A 17274-nucleotide genomic window follows, 5' to 3' on the forward strand; every position below is an offset into this window, starting at 1 on the left:
ATGAAAATTTACCCAATAGAAACAGGCAATTTTAAATTAGACGGTGGTGCAATGTTTGGTGTTGTACCAAAAGCTATTTGGACAAGAACCAACCCAGCAGATGCTAATAATATGATAGATATTGCTGGCCGTTGTTTATTAATAGAAGATGGCAACAGACTTATATTAATAGATACTGGTATGGGCAACAAACAGTCCGACAAGTTTTTTGGGTATTACTACATGTGGGGTGACCATACGTTAGACAAGTCTTTAAAAAAATTAGGTTTTAGTAAGGACGATATTACTGACGTTTTTTTAACACACTTACATTTTGATCATTCTGGTGGTTGCGCTATTTGGAACAAAGACCATACAGGGTATCAAGTTGCGTTTAAAAATGCTAAGTTTTGGACTAACGAAAACCATTGGAACTGGGCAACAAAACCTAATGCACGCGAAAAAGCATCGTTTTTAACTGAAAACATACTACCAATGCAAGAAAGCGGGCAATTAAACTTTTTAAAACCAAATCAGCATCAATTTGAAGCTGAGTCAGAACTTGGTTTTGGAATTTTTTATGCAGACGGACATACAGAAAAACAAATGATTCCTCACATACAGTACAAAGGAAAAACATTGGTTTTTATGGCAGATTTATTACCTACAGTTGGCCATATACCGCTACCCTACGTTATGGGTTTTGATACTAGACCGTTGTTAACCTTGTCTGAAAAAGAGTTGTTTTTAAACACCGCTGCAGACAATAATTATTATTTGGTTTTAGAACATGATGCGCATAATGAAATATGCACTGTAAAACATACAGAAAAAGGAGTGCGTTTAAATGAAATTTTCACATTTAACGAGCTCTTTAATTAAAGGGAATACTATAAACTCAACTATATTAATCATTTACTAAGAATTTAGTAATTTTAGACGCTATTAAAAAATACAAATTAAATTAACTCAATATGAATATCAGAATAACAAAATCTGTTTTAAGCTTATCTGCTATTGCCTTAATAATGGCTAGCTGTGGATCTGCTCCTACTTTAGTTTCTACTCCTGTAGATAACATAGATGCTTTGCCTTTAAAAGTATCTGAACTAACAGAACAACAAAAACAAAACTGGGGTCACGCAGATCTTGCTACAGACACTATACCAGGAATGAGTGTAGATAAAGCCTACAAAGAACTTATTGGTAACAAAAAAGGAACCAAAGTTATTGTTGCTGTTATGGATTCTGGTATGGACTTAACCCATGAAGATTTAAAAAATGTTTTATGGACTAATGCTAAAGAAATTCCAGGAAACAATAAAGATGATGACAACAACGGTTTTATTGATGATGTTCACGGCTATAACTTTTTAGGAGATTCTTATAACGAACAATTAGAAGCTGCTAGAATTTTAAGATTAAATCTTGGTGATGCTGCTTTACAAGCAAAAGCTAAGGCTAAAATTGAGCCTGATTATGAAGAAGCTTTAGCTGGTAAACAAAGATACGAGCAAATTTTACAAGCTGTAAATACTGCAGATGCTGCTGTTAAAAAAGAATTAGGAAAAGACAGTTACACAAAAGAAGATATAGCTGGTATTACTGCTAAAGACGAGGCTATGCAACGTAACCTAGCTGTATTAAACCAAATGTATTCTTTTAGTAGCTCTATACCAGAAGCTATAGAAAGTATTACTGGTGGTATTACATACTTTACAGACCAAGTAAATTATAACTTAAACAAAGATTTTGATGGTAGAAAGCCAGTTGGTGATAACCCTTACGACCTTACAGATACTAAATACGGTAATGGTAACCCAATGAACTCTGTAGATAGTGAAAGTCACGGTACACACGTTGCTGGTATTATTGCTGCAGAACGTAACAATGGTAAAGGCGCTAACGGTGTAGCTAACAATGTTGAGCTTATGAGTGTTAGAGCAGTACCTAATGGTGATGAGTACGATAAGGATATTGCTTTAGGTATACGTTACGCAGTAGATAACGGAGCTAAAGTTATAAACGCTAGTTTTGGTAAAGCATTTTCTCCAAAAGCAGAATGGGTTTACGAAGCTTTAAAATATGCTGCAGAAAAAGATGTTCTTTTTATACATGCTGCTGGTAACGATGGTGCAGATTTAGACGATTATGAAAACAATCCTAACTACCCTAACGACCAAATTAAAAATGGTCCAGAATTTGCAGATAATGTAATTACAGTTGGTGCTTTAGCTAACAAATACGGTTCTACAATGGTTGCAGATTTCTCTAACTACGGTAAAATTAATGTAGATGTATTTGCTCCAGGTGCAGCAATTTATTCTACAGTACCAGGTAGTAAATACGAGTTTATGGGCGGTACATCTATGGCTTCTCCTGCTGTTGCTGGTGTTGCTGCAGTAATTCGTTCTCAGTATCCTAAATTAACAGCGGCACAAGTTAAAAAAATTATTATGCAGTCTGGTATACCTACAAAAACTAAGGTTGTTGTTGGTGGTGACCCTGCTAACAGTAATACGTTAGATAATTTATCTACTTCTGGTAAAATGGTAAATTTATACAATGCACTTTTATTAGCTGAAAGTGTTTCTAAAGGACAAGTAAAACTATAAATATGAAAAAATTATTAATTGCAGGAGTAGCAGCGTTTACAACGCTGCTTTCTCCTTTATCTGCACAGAATAGTCCGTATTGGCAACAACACGTAGACTATTCTATGGATATAGATATGAATGTTGAAAATTACCAATATGATGGTACACAGAAATTAGTATACACAAACAACTCACCAGATGAGTTAACACGTGTATATTATCATTTGTATTTTAATGCTTTTCAACCAGGTAGCGAAATGGATGCACGTCTGCATAGTATTTCTGATCCTGATGGTAGAATGACAGATAAAGACAAAAACAGCAGAATTGAAACTTTAAAAGAAGACGAGATTGGCTTTATTAAAGTTTCTTCTTTAAAACAAGATGGTACTGCTGTAAAATACAATGTAGAAGGTACTGTTTTAGTGGTAGAATTGGCTAAACCAATTGCTCCTGGTGCTAAAACTACTTTTGATATGGTTTTTAAAGGTCAGGTTCCTGTACAAGTACGTAGATCTGGTCGTAATAGTAATGATGGTGTATCATTATCTATGACACAGTGGTATCCAAAATTAGCTGAGTACGATTTTGAAGGTTGGCATGCAGATCCTTACATCGCAAGAGAATTTCATGGTGTTTGGGGAGATTTTGATGTAAAACTTACAATAGATAAAGATTACGTTGTTGGTGGTACTGGTTACTTACAAAATGCTAATGAAATAGGTCACGGTTACGAGGCTCCTGGAACTAAAGTAAAAAAGCAACGTGGTAAAAAATTAACATGGCACTTTAAAGCGCCAATGGTACATGACTTTATGTGGGCTGCAGATCCAGATTATATTCATGATACTTTACAGGTAGAAAATGGTCCGTTATTACACTTTTTATACCAAGGTGATGATGCAGAAACTAAAGCTAACTGGGAAAAAGTACAGCCTAAAGCTGCAGAGATGATGCAGTTTTTTAATAAAAACATTGGCGAATACCCATACAAACAATATTCTATTATACAAGGTGGAGATGGTGGTATGGAGTACGCTATGAGTACTTTAATTGCTGGTGGTAAAAAGTTTGGTAGCCTTGCGGGTACAACTGCACATGAAATGGCTCACTCTTGGTTTCAGCATGTATTAGCTAGTAATGAAGCTAAACACGAGTGGATGGATGAAGGTTTTACAACTTTTATTTCTTCTTTATGTATGAACGAGGTTATGGATCAGAAAAAAGACAATCCTTTTGAAGGTTCTTACCGTGGGTATTACTACTTAGTAAGTACTGGCAAAGAACAACCACAAACTACACACGCAGACCGTTACCACGCAAATATGCCTTATAGCATTGCTGCTTACAGTAAAGGATCTATCTTTTTATCTCAATTAGGATACATTGTTGGACAAGATAATTTAATGAAAACGATTCATAAATACTATGAAGATTTTAAATTTAAGCATCCAACACCTAACGATATTAAAAGAACAGCAGAGAAAGTTTCTGGTATGGAGTTAGACTGGTATTTAACAGACTGGACACAAACTACAAATACTATAGACTACAGCATTAAAGAAGTTACAGAAGCTAATAATACTTCTACGGTATCTTTAGAAAGAATTGGTTTAATGCCAATGCCTATAGATGTTTTAGTTGTTTACACAGATGGTACAAAAGAAACATTTTATGCGCCATTACGTATGATGCGTGGTGAAAAAGAAAACCCTTATACAGATTTAAAAAGAACTGTATTGCCAGATTGGCCTTGGGCAAACTCTAACTACAGCTTTACTATTAACAAGCCAAAAGCAAGTATTAAAGCAATTGTTATAGACCCATCTAACCTTATGGCAGATGTGAACAAAGAAAATAATGTTTACGAGGTAGAGTAAATCTTCCTTTTAATTTTTAAAAATCCGTTTAGAGTTTTACTTTAAACGGATTTTTTTGTGCCCATAAATTGCATCAAACTAGATATAAAAACCAATAAACAGTTAAAAATAGTATCTTTATAATACCTTTGTTTCTGTTTAAAAAACGAGATACCAAGTACACAGTTATCTTATCATTTAAAATAATTAACTAATACATCTTTAATGCCTACGCTAGCAGATACTACTACTCCTAATTTTTCTTATCCAAAGAAAGAAAAGCTTAAAAGCAAAAAATTAATAGAGGAGTTATTTAAAGATGGTAAAAGTGTATCTAGTTTTCCTGTTAAATTAATTTACTTACCATGTAGTTTAGAAAACACCTCTTTAAACGTTGGTGTTACTGTACCTAAGCGTAATTTTAAAAGTGCTGTAGACCGTAATAAAATTAAAAGATTATTACGAGAAGCGTATAGGCTTAATAAACACATTGTTTTTAACAACATAGATCAAGATTTTGCGTTACTATTTTTATATCTTGGTAAAAAGATGCCAGATTATGCAGAGATAGAGCAATCTATAATAGAGGCGCTTACCAAATTTTATAAGAAAGTAACCAATGAAGAAGCTATTTAAAAAGAAAATAATAATTCCGGTTTTTGCTGTTTGTATTTTACTTGGAGCAAGTAGTTTTAAAGGCGATTTTTTTGAAATAGCGAAGCAAATAGAAATCTTTACTACGCTCTTTAAAGAGTTAAATATGAATTATGTGGATGAAACCAATCCGGCTGAATTAATGGACAATGCCATTAAAAATATGCTAAATGGTTTAGACCCTTACACTCGTTTTTTAAATGAACAAGACGTAGAAGCTTACCGCATTAACAATGCTGGTAAATATTCTGGTATTGGTGCTGTTGTACGCACGTATAAAGACAAAATGTTAATTATAGAAGCTTATAAAGATTCGCCTGCAGATAAAGCTGGTTTAAAGGCTGGAGATGAAATTATAAAGATTGGTGATACAGATGTTGCAACTTTTAAAGATGATGCAACAGAGCTGCTTAAAGGAGCTAGTAGCACAGGTGTAAGTGTGGTTTATAAGAGGCAAAACAAAACAAACACCACAACAATAAATAGAGAAGATATAGATGTAGATGCAGTACCGTTTTATAAAATGGTAGATGCAACAACGGGTTATATTGTATTAACTAAGTTTAACCAAAAGGCATCTTCACAAACAAAAGAAGCTTTGGTTAATCTTAAAAACGAAGGCGCAAAAAAAATAATATTAGATTTAAGAGGAAACCCGGGCGGATTATTATCTGAGGCTATAAATGTTACCAATTTATTTGTTCCTAGAGGAGAGCTTATTGTAACCACAAAATCTAAGGTTAAAAAATTTAATAAAGTATACAAAACAAGAAATGCTGCGGTAGATACAGAAATACCGTTGGTTGTACTTGTAAATGGTTCTAGTGCTTCTGCCAGTGAAATTGTTTCTGGTAGCCTGCAAGATTTAGACAGAGCCGTAATTGTTGGTGCCCGTAGTTTTGGTAAAGGTTTAGTGCAAAGACCTCTTAAACTTACTTATGGTACACAACTTAAAGTAACTATTTCTAGATATTACACGCCTTCTGGTAGATGTATACAGTCTCTAGATTACTGGCATAGAGATGCAGATGGTAAAGCTGTTAAAAACACTACGTTTAACGATTTTAAAACTAAAAACGGACGTAAAGTACAAGATGGTGGTGGTGTATTACCAGAAATACAAATTGCAGCTGCTAAAACCAATGCACTTACCAAAGCATTACTTTTAAACAATGTTATTTTTGACTTTGCAACCAATTACTATTACAACAATAAAGTAGCCTCTATTGCAGATTTTAATTTTACTGATGCCAATTTTATTGACTTTAAAGAGTTTGTAAAAGAATCTAATTTTTCTTTTGAAACCGAAACAGAAAAAGCATTAACAGCCGCTATAAACAGTAATGACAGTGCTATTTTTGGTGAAGAGATACAAGACAAGTACAAAAGCCTTCTAGTAGATATTAATAAAAATAAATTTAAGGCTTTAGATAAGTATAAAGACGAAATTGTAAAAAATATTGAAGACGAAATTGTAAAACGATATTTTTATAAAGAAGGCTTGTACGAGTATTACTTAACGCAAGACGATGCTATTTTAACTGCTACAGAATTGCTTAACAATACTACCAAATACAACGAATATTTAAAGTAGAATACGTAAAAATACTATGTCTGTTTACCAAAAAATGGCCAGTGTTGGTCAAAAAATATTTTCTAAACACATACTTTTTAAATACGGATTTAATTATTCGCCTATGTACAAAAGAAGTACGGGTAAAATAATTGAAATTACTAAAGATTTACTACACATAAAGGTGAAGATTCCTATTAGTTGGAAAAACAGAAACTATGTAAATTCTATTTTTGGTGGTAGTTTATTTTCTGCCGTAGACCCAATACCAATGATACAGTTGTTGTATTTAATTGGTGATGATTATGTGGTCTGGGATAAAGCTGCTGATATACGTTTTAAAAAGCCTGCAAAAGAGAACGTATATGCTGTTTTTAACTATACTGAAGAAGAACTACAAGATATTAAAAACCGTATTGCTACAGAAAATGAAATTGAGATTAAAAAAACTACAGAAATAAAAAGTGCAGATGGTGCTACTACTTTTTGCTTGGTACATAAAACCATTTATGTAGCGAATAAAGAGTTCTACAAGCAAAAAATGAAAAATAGGAAAAGACAATAGACATAAAATTATGTCTATATAAATAAAAAGCTACCTAAATTACTAGATAGCTTTTGTTGTTTTTACTTATACTCAGCACTCTTTACAAACAGGCGTTTGTAATAGTTATTATTTTACTCATTAATATGGCTGTTCATAATTATAGCGAACTTCTTTTATAGTAGTTACCTTGTAATTCTTTTCTAAATAGTTTTCATCATTATAAAAAAGTGTAATTTCTGTTAAACCAACTCCATTATATGCCGGTTTACAATAACTTTGTCCATACCAAATTCCTTGAGATCTTCCTTGACCTAAAAATGGTGTATATAAGGGCAATTTATTATTTTTTCTATCTTTATTAAAGTCTTTAATTTTTGTATTTGCATTAATAAGTTGGCCGTCAATAAGCACATATCCTTCTAAGGTGGGTAAATTATAAAATAAGGAATCCCTTTGCTTTAACCTAGATGTATATCCCTCTTTTCTATTTTTTAAAAACTCGGTATCATCAGATAATTTTATGGCGATACTATAAACCATTCTAGGCCTATTGTCTAAACCATTTGTTTTATCGAGATTATACATTTTCCCTAACCATTTAGTCTGAAAACTTATAGGTTTATCATTGTAATAATCATCATCATCTGAAGAGTAATTGCTTCCCATTACTTTTTCAAAAAGATGAAGACTATCTAAGACCACATGTTGTTCATTATAATACAATTTACAAGCTTTAATTTCAAAACGATGCTCTTGTGCCTTGTAACTTTCTAAAGCGTCTTGAAAATTTAGGACTGTATCATTAGTATCTGCAGCAAGAAGGTTCTCTTTTTTTATACCATTGCAGGCCGTAAGAACAGATACCATTATTAGAATGCTAATTATTTTACTCATTTTAATAAAATTTATTAATCCATAAAAAGCTTAGCCTTTTTTAATTTTAAAATAGCTTCTGTATTTTGGTGTAACATACGGTTACTTTGTAAATACCTATTTAAATTAAATTCATCAAAATTAGTAGCCTCTTTATCTATACTGCTAATATGTACACGACCAGAAGAATGTATAAACTGGTTATTACCAATCCACATACCTACGTGTACTACTCTTTGCTTGGTAGAATCTGTTGCTGGCTTACCAAAGAACAATAAATCTCCCACAGTAAGTTTACTAAAGTCTTTGTCTTTATCTACTACTGTACCTGCGTTTACTTGTTGAGATGCATCTCTTGGTAACACCATACCATTTAAAAAGTAAATTGTTTTGGTAAACCCACTACAATCTACCCCTTTACTAGAGGTACCTCCCCATAAATAAGGCAAACCCATTAATTGTTTAGATGTTGCTACCAAAGATTCTTCTGTTGGGTTTAAGGCTGCTAACCAACTATTATACGTTTGTGCTTCTTCCTTTTTTACAAAAGCAAGCCTACCATCTGGGTATTTTACTTGGTACAATAACCCTTCATCTGCTACCAACTCTAAAATGCTACCAGCAACCAAATCAGATACAATTTCTTGACGTGTTGTTGACGTGTAAGAAAAACCTGTAATATCAGTATATATAATTTTTTTAGCTGTTTTCCAGGTTTTAAAATCATCATTCTTTAAAATTTCTATACCTCCTTTATCTACCCAAGCCAAATAATTATCTGGTGTTTGTATTAAATACCAATCACCATCATTCTTAAACACTTTTACAGGTGTACCTAAGGTTGCTTGTGTGGCAAGTTCTTGCGAGTGTCCTGCTTTGCTTCTTAAATTAGCTACAGATATTTTAACAATTGCCCAATTGCTATTTTTAAATTCTGCCGTTGGTAATAATTGTATACTATCTGTATATGTAATATTAGCCTTATTTAACTTTGTTTTAAGCTCTTTTACGGCTTCTGGTAGGTTAGATTCTCCTTTTAAAACAAAACTGTTGTTAACGGCTTTAGAATCAATATTAAAAAGAGCAACACGTTTATCTGGTGCATATATTGTTTTTACATCATCTATATATTCTAAAATAGGATTTTTTACTTCTTCTTCATTTTTACAACTACCTAATACCAAAAGTCCTGCAAGTGCAATAAATGATATGTTAGAATTGATTCTTAATTTCATTTTTAATCTATTTTAAATGGAAGAGTGAAATTATGAAAATTTTATTTTAATGTAGATAAAATGAACATTCTAATGTTAATAACTACGTTAAAGTACTGTTAATCAGTATTTAAATTAGGAAATTAAAGTTTATTTTGTTATGTTGATAACTATGATTGAGACAGATAAACTAGAAAATACAGAGATTATATTAAAGTCTATTTCCTATTTAGAATCTAGAGGCTTTACAAATATAAAGGCAGACGCAACAGATTGCGAAATACCAAAGTCTTATATTAGAAAAAGTACTGGTGCTAAAATAACACCAGATATTGTTGCTATGAAAAATGGTAGAAAATACTTTTTTGAGATAAGTTTAAAATCGGACAAACCAAAATTACTAAAATCTAAATGGCTGTTTTTAGACACTTTAAGTAGAATGAATTCTAATAGGTTTAGAATTATAACAACTAAAGGACATTTTAAATTTACAGCAGATATGCTAGATGATATAAACCTAAGTAATAAAACGCCAATTAAAATTTAGTGTTTGTACATGACCATATGTGGTATACCATCTTCTAAATACTCTTCTCCTTCTTCTTTAAAACCTAAATTATTATAAAATTTTAGAAGGTATTTTTGAGCCGAAATTTTAATTGTTGTTTCTTGTAAATGTTCTTTTACAGCAGCTATAGATTCTTGCATAATTACGTAACCGTACTTATGCTTTCTTTCAGATTTTTTAACTACTACCCTACCAATACTGGCTTCTTTAAAATAATCGCCAGATTTAAAAATACGTGTATAAGCAACTAAATTGTTGTCTTTGTATCCCAAAACATGAAATGCTTTAAAATCTTTACCATCTACATCTTGGTAAACACAGTTTTGTTCTACAACAAAAATCTCTGATCTTAATTGTAGAACTGCGTATACATCTTTTGTAGTTAGTTCCTTAAAACTTTTAACACTTACTAACATAATAAGGTATGTTAATTACAAGCTATTTTTTCAACTCTGTTTTGGTGTCTTCCACCTTCAAAATCAGTATCTAAAAATGTTTTAACCATTTCTAAAGCTTGTGGTAAAGAAACAAAACGTGCTGGTATACTTAATATATTAGCATTATTGTGTTGGCGAGCAAGAGAAACAATCTCTTTTGTCCAACATAAAGCAGCTCTTACTTTTTGATATTTGTTAGCGGTCATAGAAACACCATTACCACTACCACATATAAGGATACCAAAATCTACTTTTTTATTTTCTACATCTGCAGCTACAGGATGTACAAAATCTGGATAATCTACACTATCATTACTATCTGTACCGTAATTGGTAACTTCTATACCTTTTTCTTTTAAAAGTTCTAGTACCGCAAATTTATAATCTGTACCAGCGTGGTCATTACCTATAGCTATATGCATTGTATTGTTTTTTGTAGTTTTACATTACAAAAGTACAAATACCTTTGTATTTACTATTCTAAAATTGTTAATAAATACAAACCCCCATTTTTACATACATTTTTGATTGTATCACATACAACTAACAAGTTGTTCACAACACTTTAATAAGTATACAAAACATAAATTTTGTTTTTTCTAAAAATAGTTGCATTATAGCATAGAATTTCCTCAACCAAATCTATTTTTAACTTTTTAGATAAAAGATATTAAGACTAATGTTGATAATGTAAACAATTATTAAGAGTCTATTTATTAAAAAAACGTTGTTAATAGAAGTTGTTAATAACCGTTAATAAGTATTGTAATAGATTGATTTTTAAGAATAGAATAGAATATAAACGTCTCATAAGTTTACAATAAATTTACATTACTGTTCAGTACAAGAAATATTGCATAATTTTATTGTACATATTAACACACTATAATAACCACCTCTTTTTTTTAAAATTTAATAAAAGAATAATAGTATATTATATATATGTTTATAACAACGTTTTCTTTACTATTAAATTAAGAAATTGGTTTAAGTAGATAAGAGTAGATTATAATTTGTAATTTTCCACAAATAAATAAAATGAATGACAAAGATTAAAAAAGGAACTAATAACAAAGACCGTAACTTTATTACTAAAGGTATATTTACGGTACTAGAAAAAGATCCTAGCGAAAGTTTTAACTACAAGCAAATAGCTGCTAAATTAGGAATAACAGACGCAAATACAAGAAACATACTAGTAAAGAGATTAGTACAGTTAAAAGAAAAAAAGAGAATACTAGAAGAAAGTAGAGGTAAATATAAAGCAGTTGCTAGAAGTTCTAAAACATACCATACAGGTAAAGTAGACGTAACTAGTAAAGGCAATGCATACATAGTTATAGAAGGCCTAGATGATGATGTTTTTATCGCTAGTAATAAATTAAAGAAAGCTTTTCATAGAGATATAGTAGAAGTCTATATTTTTCCAAGAAGAAAAGGTCGCAAATTAGAAGGCGAAATAACTAGAATAATAGAAAGAGACAAAACTAACTTTGTTGGTATTGTACAATTACAAAAGAACTACGCTTTTGTAACATCTACAGATTTTAGAATGTATACTGACTTCTTTATTCCAAAAGATAAAATTAATAATGCACAAGACGGTGATAAAGTTATAGTAAAACTAAGCGATTGGCCAGATGATGCAGATTCACCTTACGGAGAAATAATAGAAGTTCTTGGTAAACCAGGTGAACATAATACAGAAATACATTCAATTTTAGCAGAATATGGATTACCATATCAATTTCCGTTAGAAGTAGAAAGTTATGCTAATAAAATAGATACCTCAATTAAACCAGAAGAAATTGCTAAACGTAGAGATATGAGAGATACTCTTACGTTTACAATAGACCCTAAAGATGCAAAAGATTTTGATGATGCTTTATCTTTTGTAAAATTAGAAAATGGTAATTACGAAATAGGTATACACATTGCAGATGTATCTCACTACTTAGAACCAGATACTATTTTAGATGATGAAGCCTACCAAAGAGCAACATCTGTATATTTAGTAGACCGTGTTGTACCAATGTTACCAGAAGTACTATCTAACAACGCTTGTTCTCTAAGACCTAATGAAGAAAAATATACTTTTTCTGCGGTTTTCGAGATTAATGAACAAGCAATGTTAATAAACCAATGGTTTGGTAGAACAGTAACAAATTCTAACGAACGTTTTGCTTATGAAGAAGCACAACATATTATAGAAACAGGAGAAAATACAATTCCTGAAGCTATTTCTATTAGAGAAAGTGGTGCATATACAGTTGATGATGCTATAGTAGAAGCTACTTTAACATTAGATAAATTGGCTAAAATTATGCGTGCTAAACGTATGAAAGCTGGTGCAATATCTTTTGATAAGGTTGAGGTTAGATTTAGTTTAGATGAAAATAGTAATCCAGAAGGAGTTTACTTTAAAGAATCTAAAGATGCTAACAAACTAATTGAAGAATTTATGTTATTGGCTAACAGAAAAGTAGCCGAGTTTATTGGTAAGCAAAAACCAGAAAAAACATTTATTTATAGAGTACATGACGAGCCAAACGAAGAAAAATTAGCCAATTTAAATGGTATTATTTCTAGATTTGGTCACAAATTAGATTTTAAAAGCAAAAAATCTATTAGTGAGTCTTTAAACCAATTACTAGAAGATGTAAAAGGTAAAAAAGAGCAAAATTTAGTAGATACACTTGCTATACGTAGTATGAGTAAAGCTATTTATACAACAGACAATATTGGTCATTACGGTTTAGCTTTTGATTATTATTCTCACTTTACATCTCCAATACGTAGGTATCCAGATGTAATGGTGCACCGTTTATTACAACATTATTTAGATGGTGGTGCAAGTGCAAAACAAGAAGTTTACGAAGAAAAATGTAAGCATTCATCAGATATGGAAGGCCTTGCCTCTAGCGCAGAAAGAGACTCTATTAAATACATGCAAATTAAATTTATGGACGACCATAAAGATGCAGAATTTGTAGGTGTAATTTCTGGAGTTACAGAATGGGGTATCTATGTAGAAATCGTAGATAACAAATGCGAGGGTATGGTGCGTATAAGAGATATTAAAGACGATTACTATACTTATGATGAGAAAAGCTATTCTATAGTAGGAGAACGTACTAAAAAGAGCTACCAGCTAGGAGAACAAGTTGTAGTAATGGTAAAAAGTACAGATTTAGTAAAAAGACATTTAGATTTTTCGTTACTTAGAAAAGCAGAGTAATATATTTGTGGAACGAATTTTGTAAATTATATTAGGAATATATACCTAAAAACAACAAAATGAATAAGTTAAACTTATTTACGTTTTTGCTATTTACTATTAGTTTAGTACATGCACAAAACGAAAAAATTACGCAAAAATTAGAAAGTTTTACAGAAGTAAAAGCTTTTGACGGCTTATCTGTAAACCTTATTAAGTCTACTAAAAACGAGGCAATTATAACGGGTGCTAACACACAAAAAGTTTCAATTGTTAATAACGATGGTGTTCTAAAATTACGTATGGAAATTGATAAAATTTTTAGTGGTTATAGAACATTTGTAGATGTTTACTATACAGATATGTTAACTGTTATAGATGTAAATGAAGATGCAAGAATTAGCTCTAATGAAACTATTAAACAAGATTTATTAGAGTTAAAATCTCAAGAAGGAGGAGAACTAATTATAGATGCTAAAGTAACACAGTTATTAGTTAAATCTGTTACTGGTGGTGTAATTACAACAACAGGATCTGCAAAAAACCAAGACGTAAAAATTAATACTGGTGGTATTTATTACGGAAAAGGTTTTAAAACAGAACTTACCACAATTAGTGTAAATGCTGGTGGTAATGCAGAAATTTTTGCTACAAATTATGTGCAAGCATCGGTTAAGGCTGGTGGCGAAGTTTTAGTTTATGGCGATCCAACAAAAATGGATGAGAAAACAGTTTTTGGTGGTAAAATAATTAGAAAATAGAAAAATTATTACATGTTAGATGATATACAGGCAGCAATACCATTAGGCTTTTTTTTAAGTTTTATGATTGGTCCTGTTTTTTTTGTTCTTTTAGAAACCAGTGCAGTTAAAGGATTTAGAGCTGCATTGATTTTTGATCTTGGTGTAATTTTAGCCGATATTTTATTTTTAACGGTTGCTTATTTTAGTAGTTATCAACTACTAGAAAATTTAAGTAATTTACCAGGATTATACATTTTTGGAGGTGTTATACTTCTAGTTTATGGGGTTATTGTTATTATAAAAAAACCCGTAAAAGAAAAACCAACAGCGCTTAAATCTAGTAAAAGTGCATACTTAAGTTTATTTATTAAAGGCTTTTTATTAAACTTTATAAATATTGGAGTTTTAGTATTTTGGCTTGGTGTTATTCTAGTAGTTGGTCCTAGTTTAGATAACGACTCTAACAGAATTGTAGTTTTCTTTTCTGCTATGTTAGGTACTTATTTTGTTACAGATATTATTAAAATACTTTTGGCTAAACAGCTTAAAAGATATTTAACTCCCAAACGTATTTTTTTAACTAAAAAAATACTAGGTATTATACTTGTTATTTGTGGTTTGGTACTTATTACAAAAGGGTTTTTACCTAAAGACCAATTAAATATTCAAGAAGGTTTAGAACTTTTAGATAAATAACTTCTTATTATTAAATACTATTTTAATAATGAAATTTGATCCTGAACTCGAAAAAATAATAGCTAATAGTAGAATAGTAGCTATAGATTTAAATTCTGAGTATATATCTTCTTTTCATTTTTTAATAGCTACTTTAAAATCTAATAATATTCCTCAAAAAATATTTAAATCTTACGATTGGAAATTTCAAAAACTAATAGAACTTTTAAGGTCCGATGATAAAAAAATAGTTACAAAGTACTATTTAACTAAAGAGTTAGATCATATTTTAAAAAATAGTGCATTTTATGCCCGCATCTATTCAGATAAAAAAGTAAATTCAGAACATATAATACTTGCTATGCTAGCTAATAAAAATAGCTACGCCGGTAATTTTTTAAAAGAAAATGGAATGGATTACTTTAAGTTTAAAAGTGAATGTGAAAAAATTAGAATAATGAAATCTAACAAATTTCTAGAATATTTTGGTAGCAATAAACGCTTAGTTTCTATAGGATTACTTCCTATTATAAAAAAAAAATATAAAATAGTATTGTATTAAACTCAGCATCTTTTAACGCTAAAGAACTGTTATAAATTTGTATTTATTTGATAATAAGATAGATAATTATTTTGGTATAATTATAAACAAAAAAACCTCCACGTTAGTGAAGGTTTTTGAGGCATCGAGCAGATTCGAACTGCTGTACAAGCTTTTGCAGAGCTCTGCCTAGCCACTCGGCCACGATGCCATTTTAGGACTGCAAACTTACAAAAATAAATTCATAAGCAAATAAGTTTTTTTAAATCAATTTTGCATTTTTTTTCGAGGCATCGAGTGGATTCGAACCACTATGATAATCCTTGCGGGATTATGTCTATCCATTTCGACCACAATGCCATTTTTAATACGGGGGAGAGATCAAATGTACATATATTCACAAGTATATGAAACTTCTTTTCTTGCAGTTTAACGAGTTAATTGTACCGTTATCGAAACCATTTCTACATCACCACCAATTGGAGGGTTTAATTTAGAAACTGTAACTTCTGACTCATTTACAATACTCAGTTCTGAAAAAATTCGGTCTATAATTCTCTTGGCAACGTGCTCTAATAATTTAGATCTTATTGCCATTTCTTGTTTTACAATATGGTTTATATGTACATAATCTACCGTATCTTCTAAATCATCAGATACAGATGCTTTTTTTAAATCTGCATGTACAGTAACATTTACTAGATAATCGCTACCAATTAATGCTTCTTCTTGCAAGCAACCGTGGTATGCGTAAGTTTTAATATTACTTACTGTTATTTTTCCCATTTGGTTTTATTTAGATGTGCAAACTTAACTAATCATATTAATAATTAGTAAGTACATCTACAATTACTTAATCCCTGGAATAAATCTACACCAATTGTTATAACGTGTGTACCTGTACTGTAATTTAAAATATCGTTTAAAATTATTTGATACGAGTAACCAAAGTAATAATTATCTTTCTTTAGACCTGCAAAAGGCGCTAAATATAAGGGTTTACCAATTTGATCGTTTAAAAATCTATAGTTTACACCTGCATAGTAATAATCTTCAAAATCGTATTTTCTAAATTTTAAATTTAAATCTGTTTCAGACCTTCCATCACTTTCAAACATTTTATAAAGTACAGATGGCTCTATTTCCCAATCACTATTTCTACTCTTTTTGTATCTGTAACCAGTATACAAGTAGTAGTTTCTTAATGCATTAGGTTCAAAAGTTTCATTAAAGTTAGAAATATCTTTATCTATTAAGTTAGATACATTTAAACTGGCATAAAACTTATTAATTCTATACATAAGACCAACATCAAAGTTGTGGTTTGTTGTAGACCTATCGTCTGTTACTGCATTATCTGGAGTAGCAACTAAGTTAAACTCTTGTATGTCTATTCTAAACTGATTAAAGTTATAAGAGATACCAAAAGATAAAAACTCATCTTCATACCTATCTAAAGTTAAATGGTGTGCAAAAGAAATTCTTGCTCCCTGTTGTTTAGTGTATCCGTTTTTATCATTATATAAAAATATACCTAGTCCAGACTTGTTACCAATTCTGGCATCAGCCGCTAAAGACTGTGTTCTTGGTGCATCTTCTATACCTACCCATTGAGCAAGACCATTCATCCTAATTTTTACATGATCACCAATACCTGCGTATGTTGGTGATAAAACAAATGGGTTGTCTGCCAAATATTGGGAGAGTTGTGGTGAATTTAGCTCCTGTGCATTCGAAAGCATTGTGCCGGCAAATAGAGATAAGATTGCTAATTTAAATCGCATAATTATAGGTTAA

The 17274-nt window shown here is 30.9% G+C and carries 17 protein-coding genes and 1 tRNA gene; 11 read left to right on the forward strand and 7 right to left on the reverse strand.

What is annotated here, in order from left to right; all coding sequences use genetic code 11:
• From BT107_RS12055 to BT107_RS12080, 6 genes are all read left to right on the forward strand, one after another.
• Entirely contained in the window at nucleotides 1-861 is an 861-nt protein-coding gene (locus tag BT107_RS12055; RefSeq protein ID WP_072304063.1) for an MBL fold metallo-hydrolase, read from the forward strand.
• Nucleotides 862-953: 92 nt separating this feature from the next.
• Complete coding sequence (locus BT107_RS12060) at nucleotides 954-2594, forward strand: S8 family peptidase (protein WP_072304064.1); 1641 nt, start codon at nucleotides 954-956, stop codon at nucleotides 2592-2594.
• A gap of 2 nt (nucleotides 2595-2596) precedes the next feature.
• Entirely contained in the window at nucleotides 2597-4456 is a 1860-nt protein-coding gene (locus tag BT107_RS12065) for a M1 family metallopeptidase (RefSeq protein ID WP_072304065.1), read from the forward strand.
• 204 nt (nucleotides 4457-4660) lie between these two features.
• Complete coding sequence (gene rnpA, locus BT107_RS12070; protein WP_072304066.1) at nucleotides 4661-5071, forward strand: ribonuclease P protein component; 411 nt, start codon at nucleotides 4661-4663, stop codon at nucleotides 5069-5071.
• Entirely contained in the window at nucleotides 5055-6683 is a 1629-nt protein-coding gene (locus BT107_RS12075) for a S41 family peptidase (protein ID WP_072304067.1), read from the forward strand. Before rnpA ends, BT107_RS12075 begins: the two co-directional genes overlap by 17 nt.
• A 16-nt stretch (nucleotides 6684-6699) precedes the next feature.
• Entirely contained in the window at nucleotides 6700-7227 is a 528-nt protein-coding gene (locus BT107_RS12080) for a DUF4442 domain-containing protein (RefSeq protein ID WP_072304068.1), read from the forward strand.
• A gap of 120 nt (nucleotides 7228-7347) precedes the next feature.
• On the opposite strand, the gene BT107_RS12085 is transcribed toward BT107_RS12080, so the two are convergent.
• Together BT107_RS12085 and BT107_RS12090 are read right to left on the reverse strand one after the other, a co-directional pair.
• Nucleotides 7348-8103: a hypothetical protein gene (locus BT107_RS12085; protein WP_139254315.1), complete on the reverse strand. Its 756-nt coding sequence runs from the start codon at nucleotides 8101-8103 to the stop codon at nucleotides 7348-7350.
• 14 nt (nucleotides 8104-8117) lie between these two features.
• Nucleotides 8118-9317 (reverse strand): C40 family peptidase, encoded by a 1200-nt coding sequence (locus tag BT107_RS12090; RefSeq protein ID WP_072304070.1) that lies wholly within the window; start codon nucleotides 9315-9317, stop codon nucleotides 8118-8120.
• 151 nt (nucleotides 9318-9468) lie between these two features.
• Here BT107_RS12090 and BT107_RS12095 point away from each other — a divergent pair, with 151 nt between their 5' ends.
• Entirely contained in the window at nucleotides 9469-9843 is a 375-nt protein-coding gene (locus BT107_RS12095; RefSeq protein ID WP_072304071.1) for a hypothetical protein, read from the forward strand.
• Here BT107_RS12095 and BT107_RS12100 read toward each other — a convergent pair.
• Complete coding sequence (locus BT107_RS12100) at nucleotides 9840-10280, reverse strand: GNAT family N-acetyltransferase (RefSeq protein WP_072304072.1); 441 nt, start codon at nucleotides 10278-10280, stop codon at nucleotides 9840-9842. The genes BT107_RS12095 and BT107_RS12100 overlap by 4 nt on opposite strands.
• Before the next feature lie 11 nt (nucleotides 10281-10291).
• The gene (rpiB, locus tag BT107_RS12105; protein ID WP_072304073.1) at nucleotides 10292-10723 is read right to left on the reverse strand and encodes a ribose 5-phosphate isomerase B; all 432 of its coding nucleotides are present in this window, start codon (nucleotides 10721-10723) and stop codon (nucleotides 10292-10294) included.
• A gap of 620 nt (nucleotides 10724-11343) precedes the next feature.
• On the opposite strand from rpiB, the gene rnr reads away from it, so the two are divergent.
• Genes rnr through BT107_RS12125 form a run of 4 tightly spaced genes read left to right on the forward strand, consistent with a single transcriptional unit; the run spans nucleotide 11344 to nucleotide 15498 of the window.
• Complete coding sequence (gene rnr / locus BT107_RS12110) at nucleotides 11344-13539, forward strand: ribonuclease R (protein ID WP_072304074.1); 2196 nt, start codon at nucleotides 11344-11346, stop codon at nucleotides 13537-13539.
• Between the two features lie 59 nt (nucleotides 13540-13598).
• Complete coding sequence (locus BT107_RS12115) at nucleotides 13599-14279, forward strand: head GIN domain-containing protein (RefSeq protein WP_072304075.1); 681 nt, start codon at nucleotides 13599-13601, stop codon at nucleotides 14277-14279.
• A 12-nt stretch (nucleotides 14280-14291) separates the two neighbouring features.
• Nucleotides 14292-14957 carry a LysE family translocator gene (locus BT107_RS12120; protein ID WP_072304076.1) on the forward strand — a complete coding sequence of 222 codons (666 nt, stop codon included), beginning with the start codon at nucleotides 14292-14294 and terminating at the stop codon, nucleotides 14955-14957.
• 28 nt (nucleotides 14958-14985) lie between these two features.
• Nucleotides 14986-15498, forward strand: coding sequence for a Clp protease N-terminal domain-containing protein (locus tag BT107_RS12125; RefSeq protein ID WP_072304077.1), 513 nt, complete (start codon nucleotides 14986-14988; stop codon nucleotides 15496-15498).
• Between the two features lie 119 nt (nucleotides 15499-15617).
• Here BT107_RS12125 and BT107_RS12130 read toward each other — a convergent pair.
• From BT107_RS12130 to BT107_RS12140, 3 genes are all read right to left on the reverse strand, one after another.
• A tRNA-Cys gene (locus BT107_RS12130) sits at nucleotides 15618-15688 on the reverse strand.
• A gap of 218 nt (nucleotides 15689-15906) precedes the next feature.
• The gene (gene folB / locus BT107_RS12135; RefSeq protein ID WP_072304078.1) at nucleotides 15907-16263 is read right to left on the reverse strand and encodes a dihydroneopterin aldolase; all 357 of its coding nucleotides are present in this window, start codon (nucleotides 16261-16263) and stop codon (nucleotides 15907-15909) included.
• 44 nt (nucleotides 16264-16307) lie between these two features.
• Nucleotides 16308-17261 (reverse strand): PorP/SprF family type IX secretion system membrane protein, encoded by a 954-nt coding sequence (locus BT107_RS12140; protein WP_072304079.1) that lies wholly within the window; start codon nucleotides 17259-17261, stop codon nucleotides 16308-16310.
• Nucleotides 17262-17274 lie beyond the last annotated feature (13 nt).

The sequence above is a fragment of the Cellulophaga fucicola genome (assembly GCF_900119145.1).
Taxonomy (GTDB): Bacteria; Bacteroidota; Bacteroidia; order Flavobacteriales; family Flavobacteriaceae; genus Cellulophaga; species Cellulophaga fucicola.

Coding starts and splice junctions, on each gene's coding strand:
- BT107_RS12055 (WP_072304063.1), top strand. CDS start 1: ATGAAAATTTACCCAATAGAAACAGGCAATTTTAAATTAGACGGTGGT.
- BT107_RS12060 (WP_072304064.1), top strand. CDS start 954: ATGAATATCAGAATAACAAAATCTGTTTTAAGCTTATCTGCTATTGCC.
- BT107_RS12065 (WP_072304065.1), top strand. CDS start 2,597: ATGAAAAAATTATTAATTGCAGGAGTAGCAGCGTTTACAACGCTGCTT.
- rnpA (WP_072304066.1), top strand. CDS start 4,661: ATGCCTACGCTAGCAGATACTACTACTCCTAATTTTTCTTATCCAAAG.
- BT107_RS12075 (WP_072304067.1), top strand. CDS start 5,055: ATGAAGAAGCTATTTAAAAAGAAAATAATAATTCCGGTTTTTGCTGTT.
- BT107_RS12080 (WP_072304068.1), top strand. CDS start 6,700: ATGTCTGTTTACCAAAAAATGGCCAGTGTTGGTCAAAAAATATTTTCT.
- BT107_RS12085 (WP_139254315.1), bottom strand. CDS start 8,103: ATGAGTAAAATAATTAGCATTCTAATAATGGTATCTGTTCTTACGGCC.
- BT107_RS12090 (WP_072304070.1), bottom strand. CDS start 9,317: ATGAAATTAAGAATCAATTCTAACATATCATTTATTGCACTTGCAGGA.
- BT107_RS12095 (WP_072304071.1), top strand. CDS start 9,469: ATGATTGAGACAGATAAACTAGAAAATACAGAGATTATATTAAAGTCT.
- BT107_RS12100 (WP_072304072.1), bottom strand. CDS start 10,280: ATGTTAGTAAGTGTTAAAAGTTTTAAGGAACTAACTACAAAAGATGTA.
- rpiB (WP_072304073.1), bottom strand. CDS start 10,723: ATGCATATAGCTATAGGTAATGACCACGCTGGTACAGATTATAAATTT.
- rnr (WP_072304074.1), top strand. CDS start 11,344: ATGACAAAGATTAAAAAAGGAACTAATAACAAAGACCGTAACTTTATT.
- BT107_RS12115 (WP_072304075.1), top strand. CDS start 13,599: ATGAATAAGTTAAACTTATTTACGTTTTTGCTATTTACTATTAGTTTA.
- BT107_RS12120 (WP_072304076.1), top strand. CDS start 14,292: ATGTTAGATGATATACAGGCAGCAATACCATTAGGCTTTTTTTTAAGT.
- BT107_RS12125 (WP_072304077.1), top strand. CDS start 14,986: ATGAAATTTGATCCTGAACTCGAAAAAATAATAGCTAATAGTAGAATA.
- folB (WP_072304078.1), bottom strand. CDS start 16,263: ATGGGAAAAATAACAGTAAGTAATATTAAAACTTACGCATACCACGGT.
- BT107_RS12140 (WP_072304079.1), bottom strand. CDS start 17,261: ATGCGATTTAAATTAGCAATCTTATCTCTATTTGCCGGCACAATGCTT.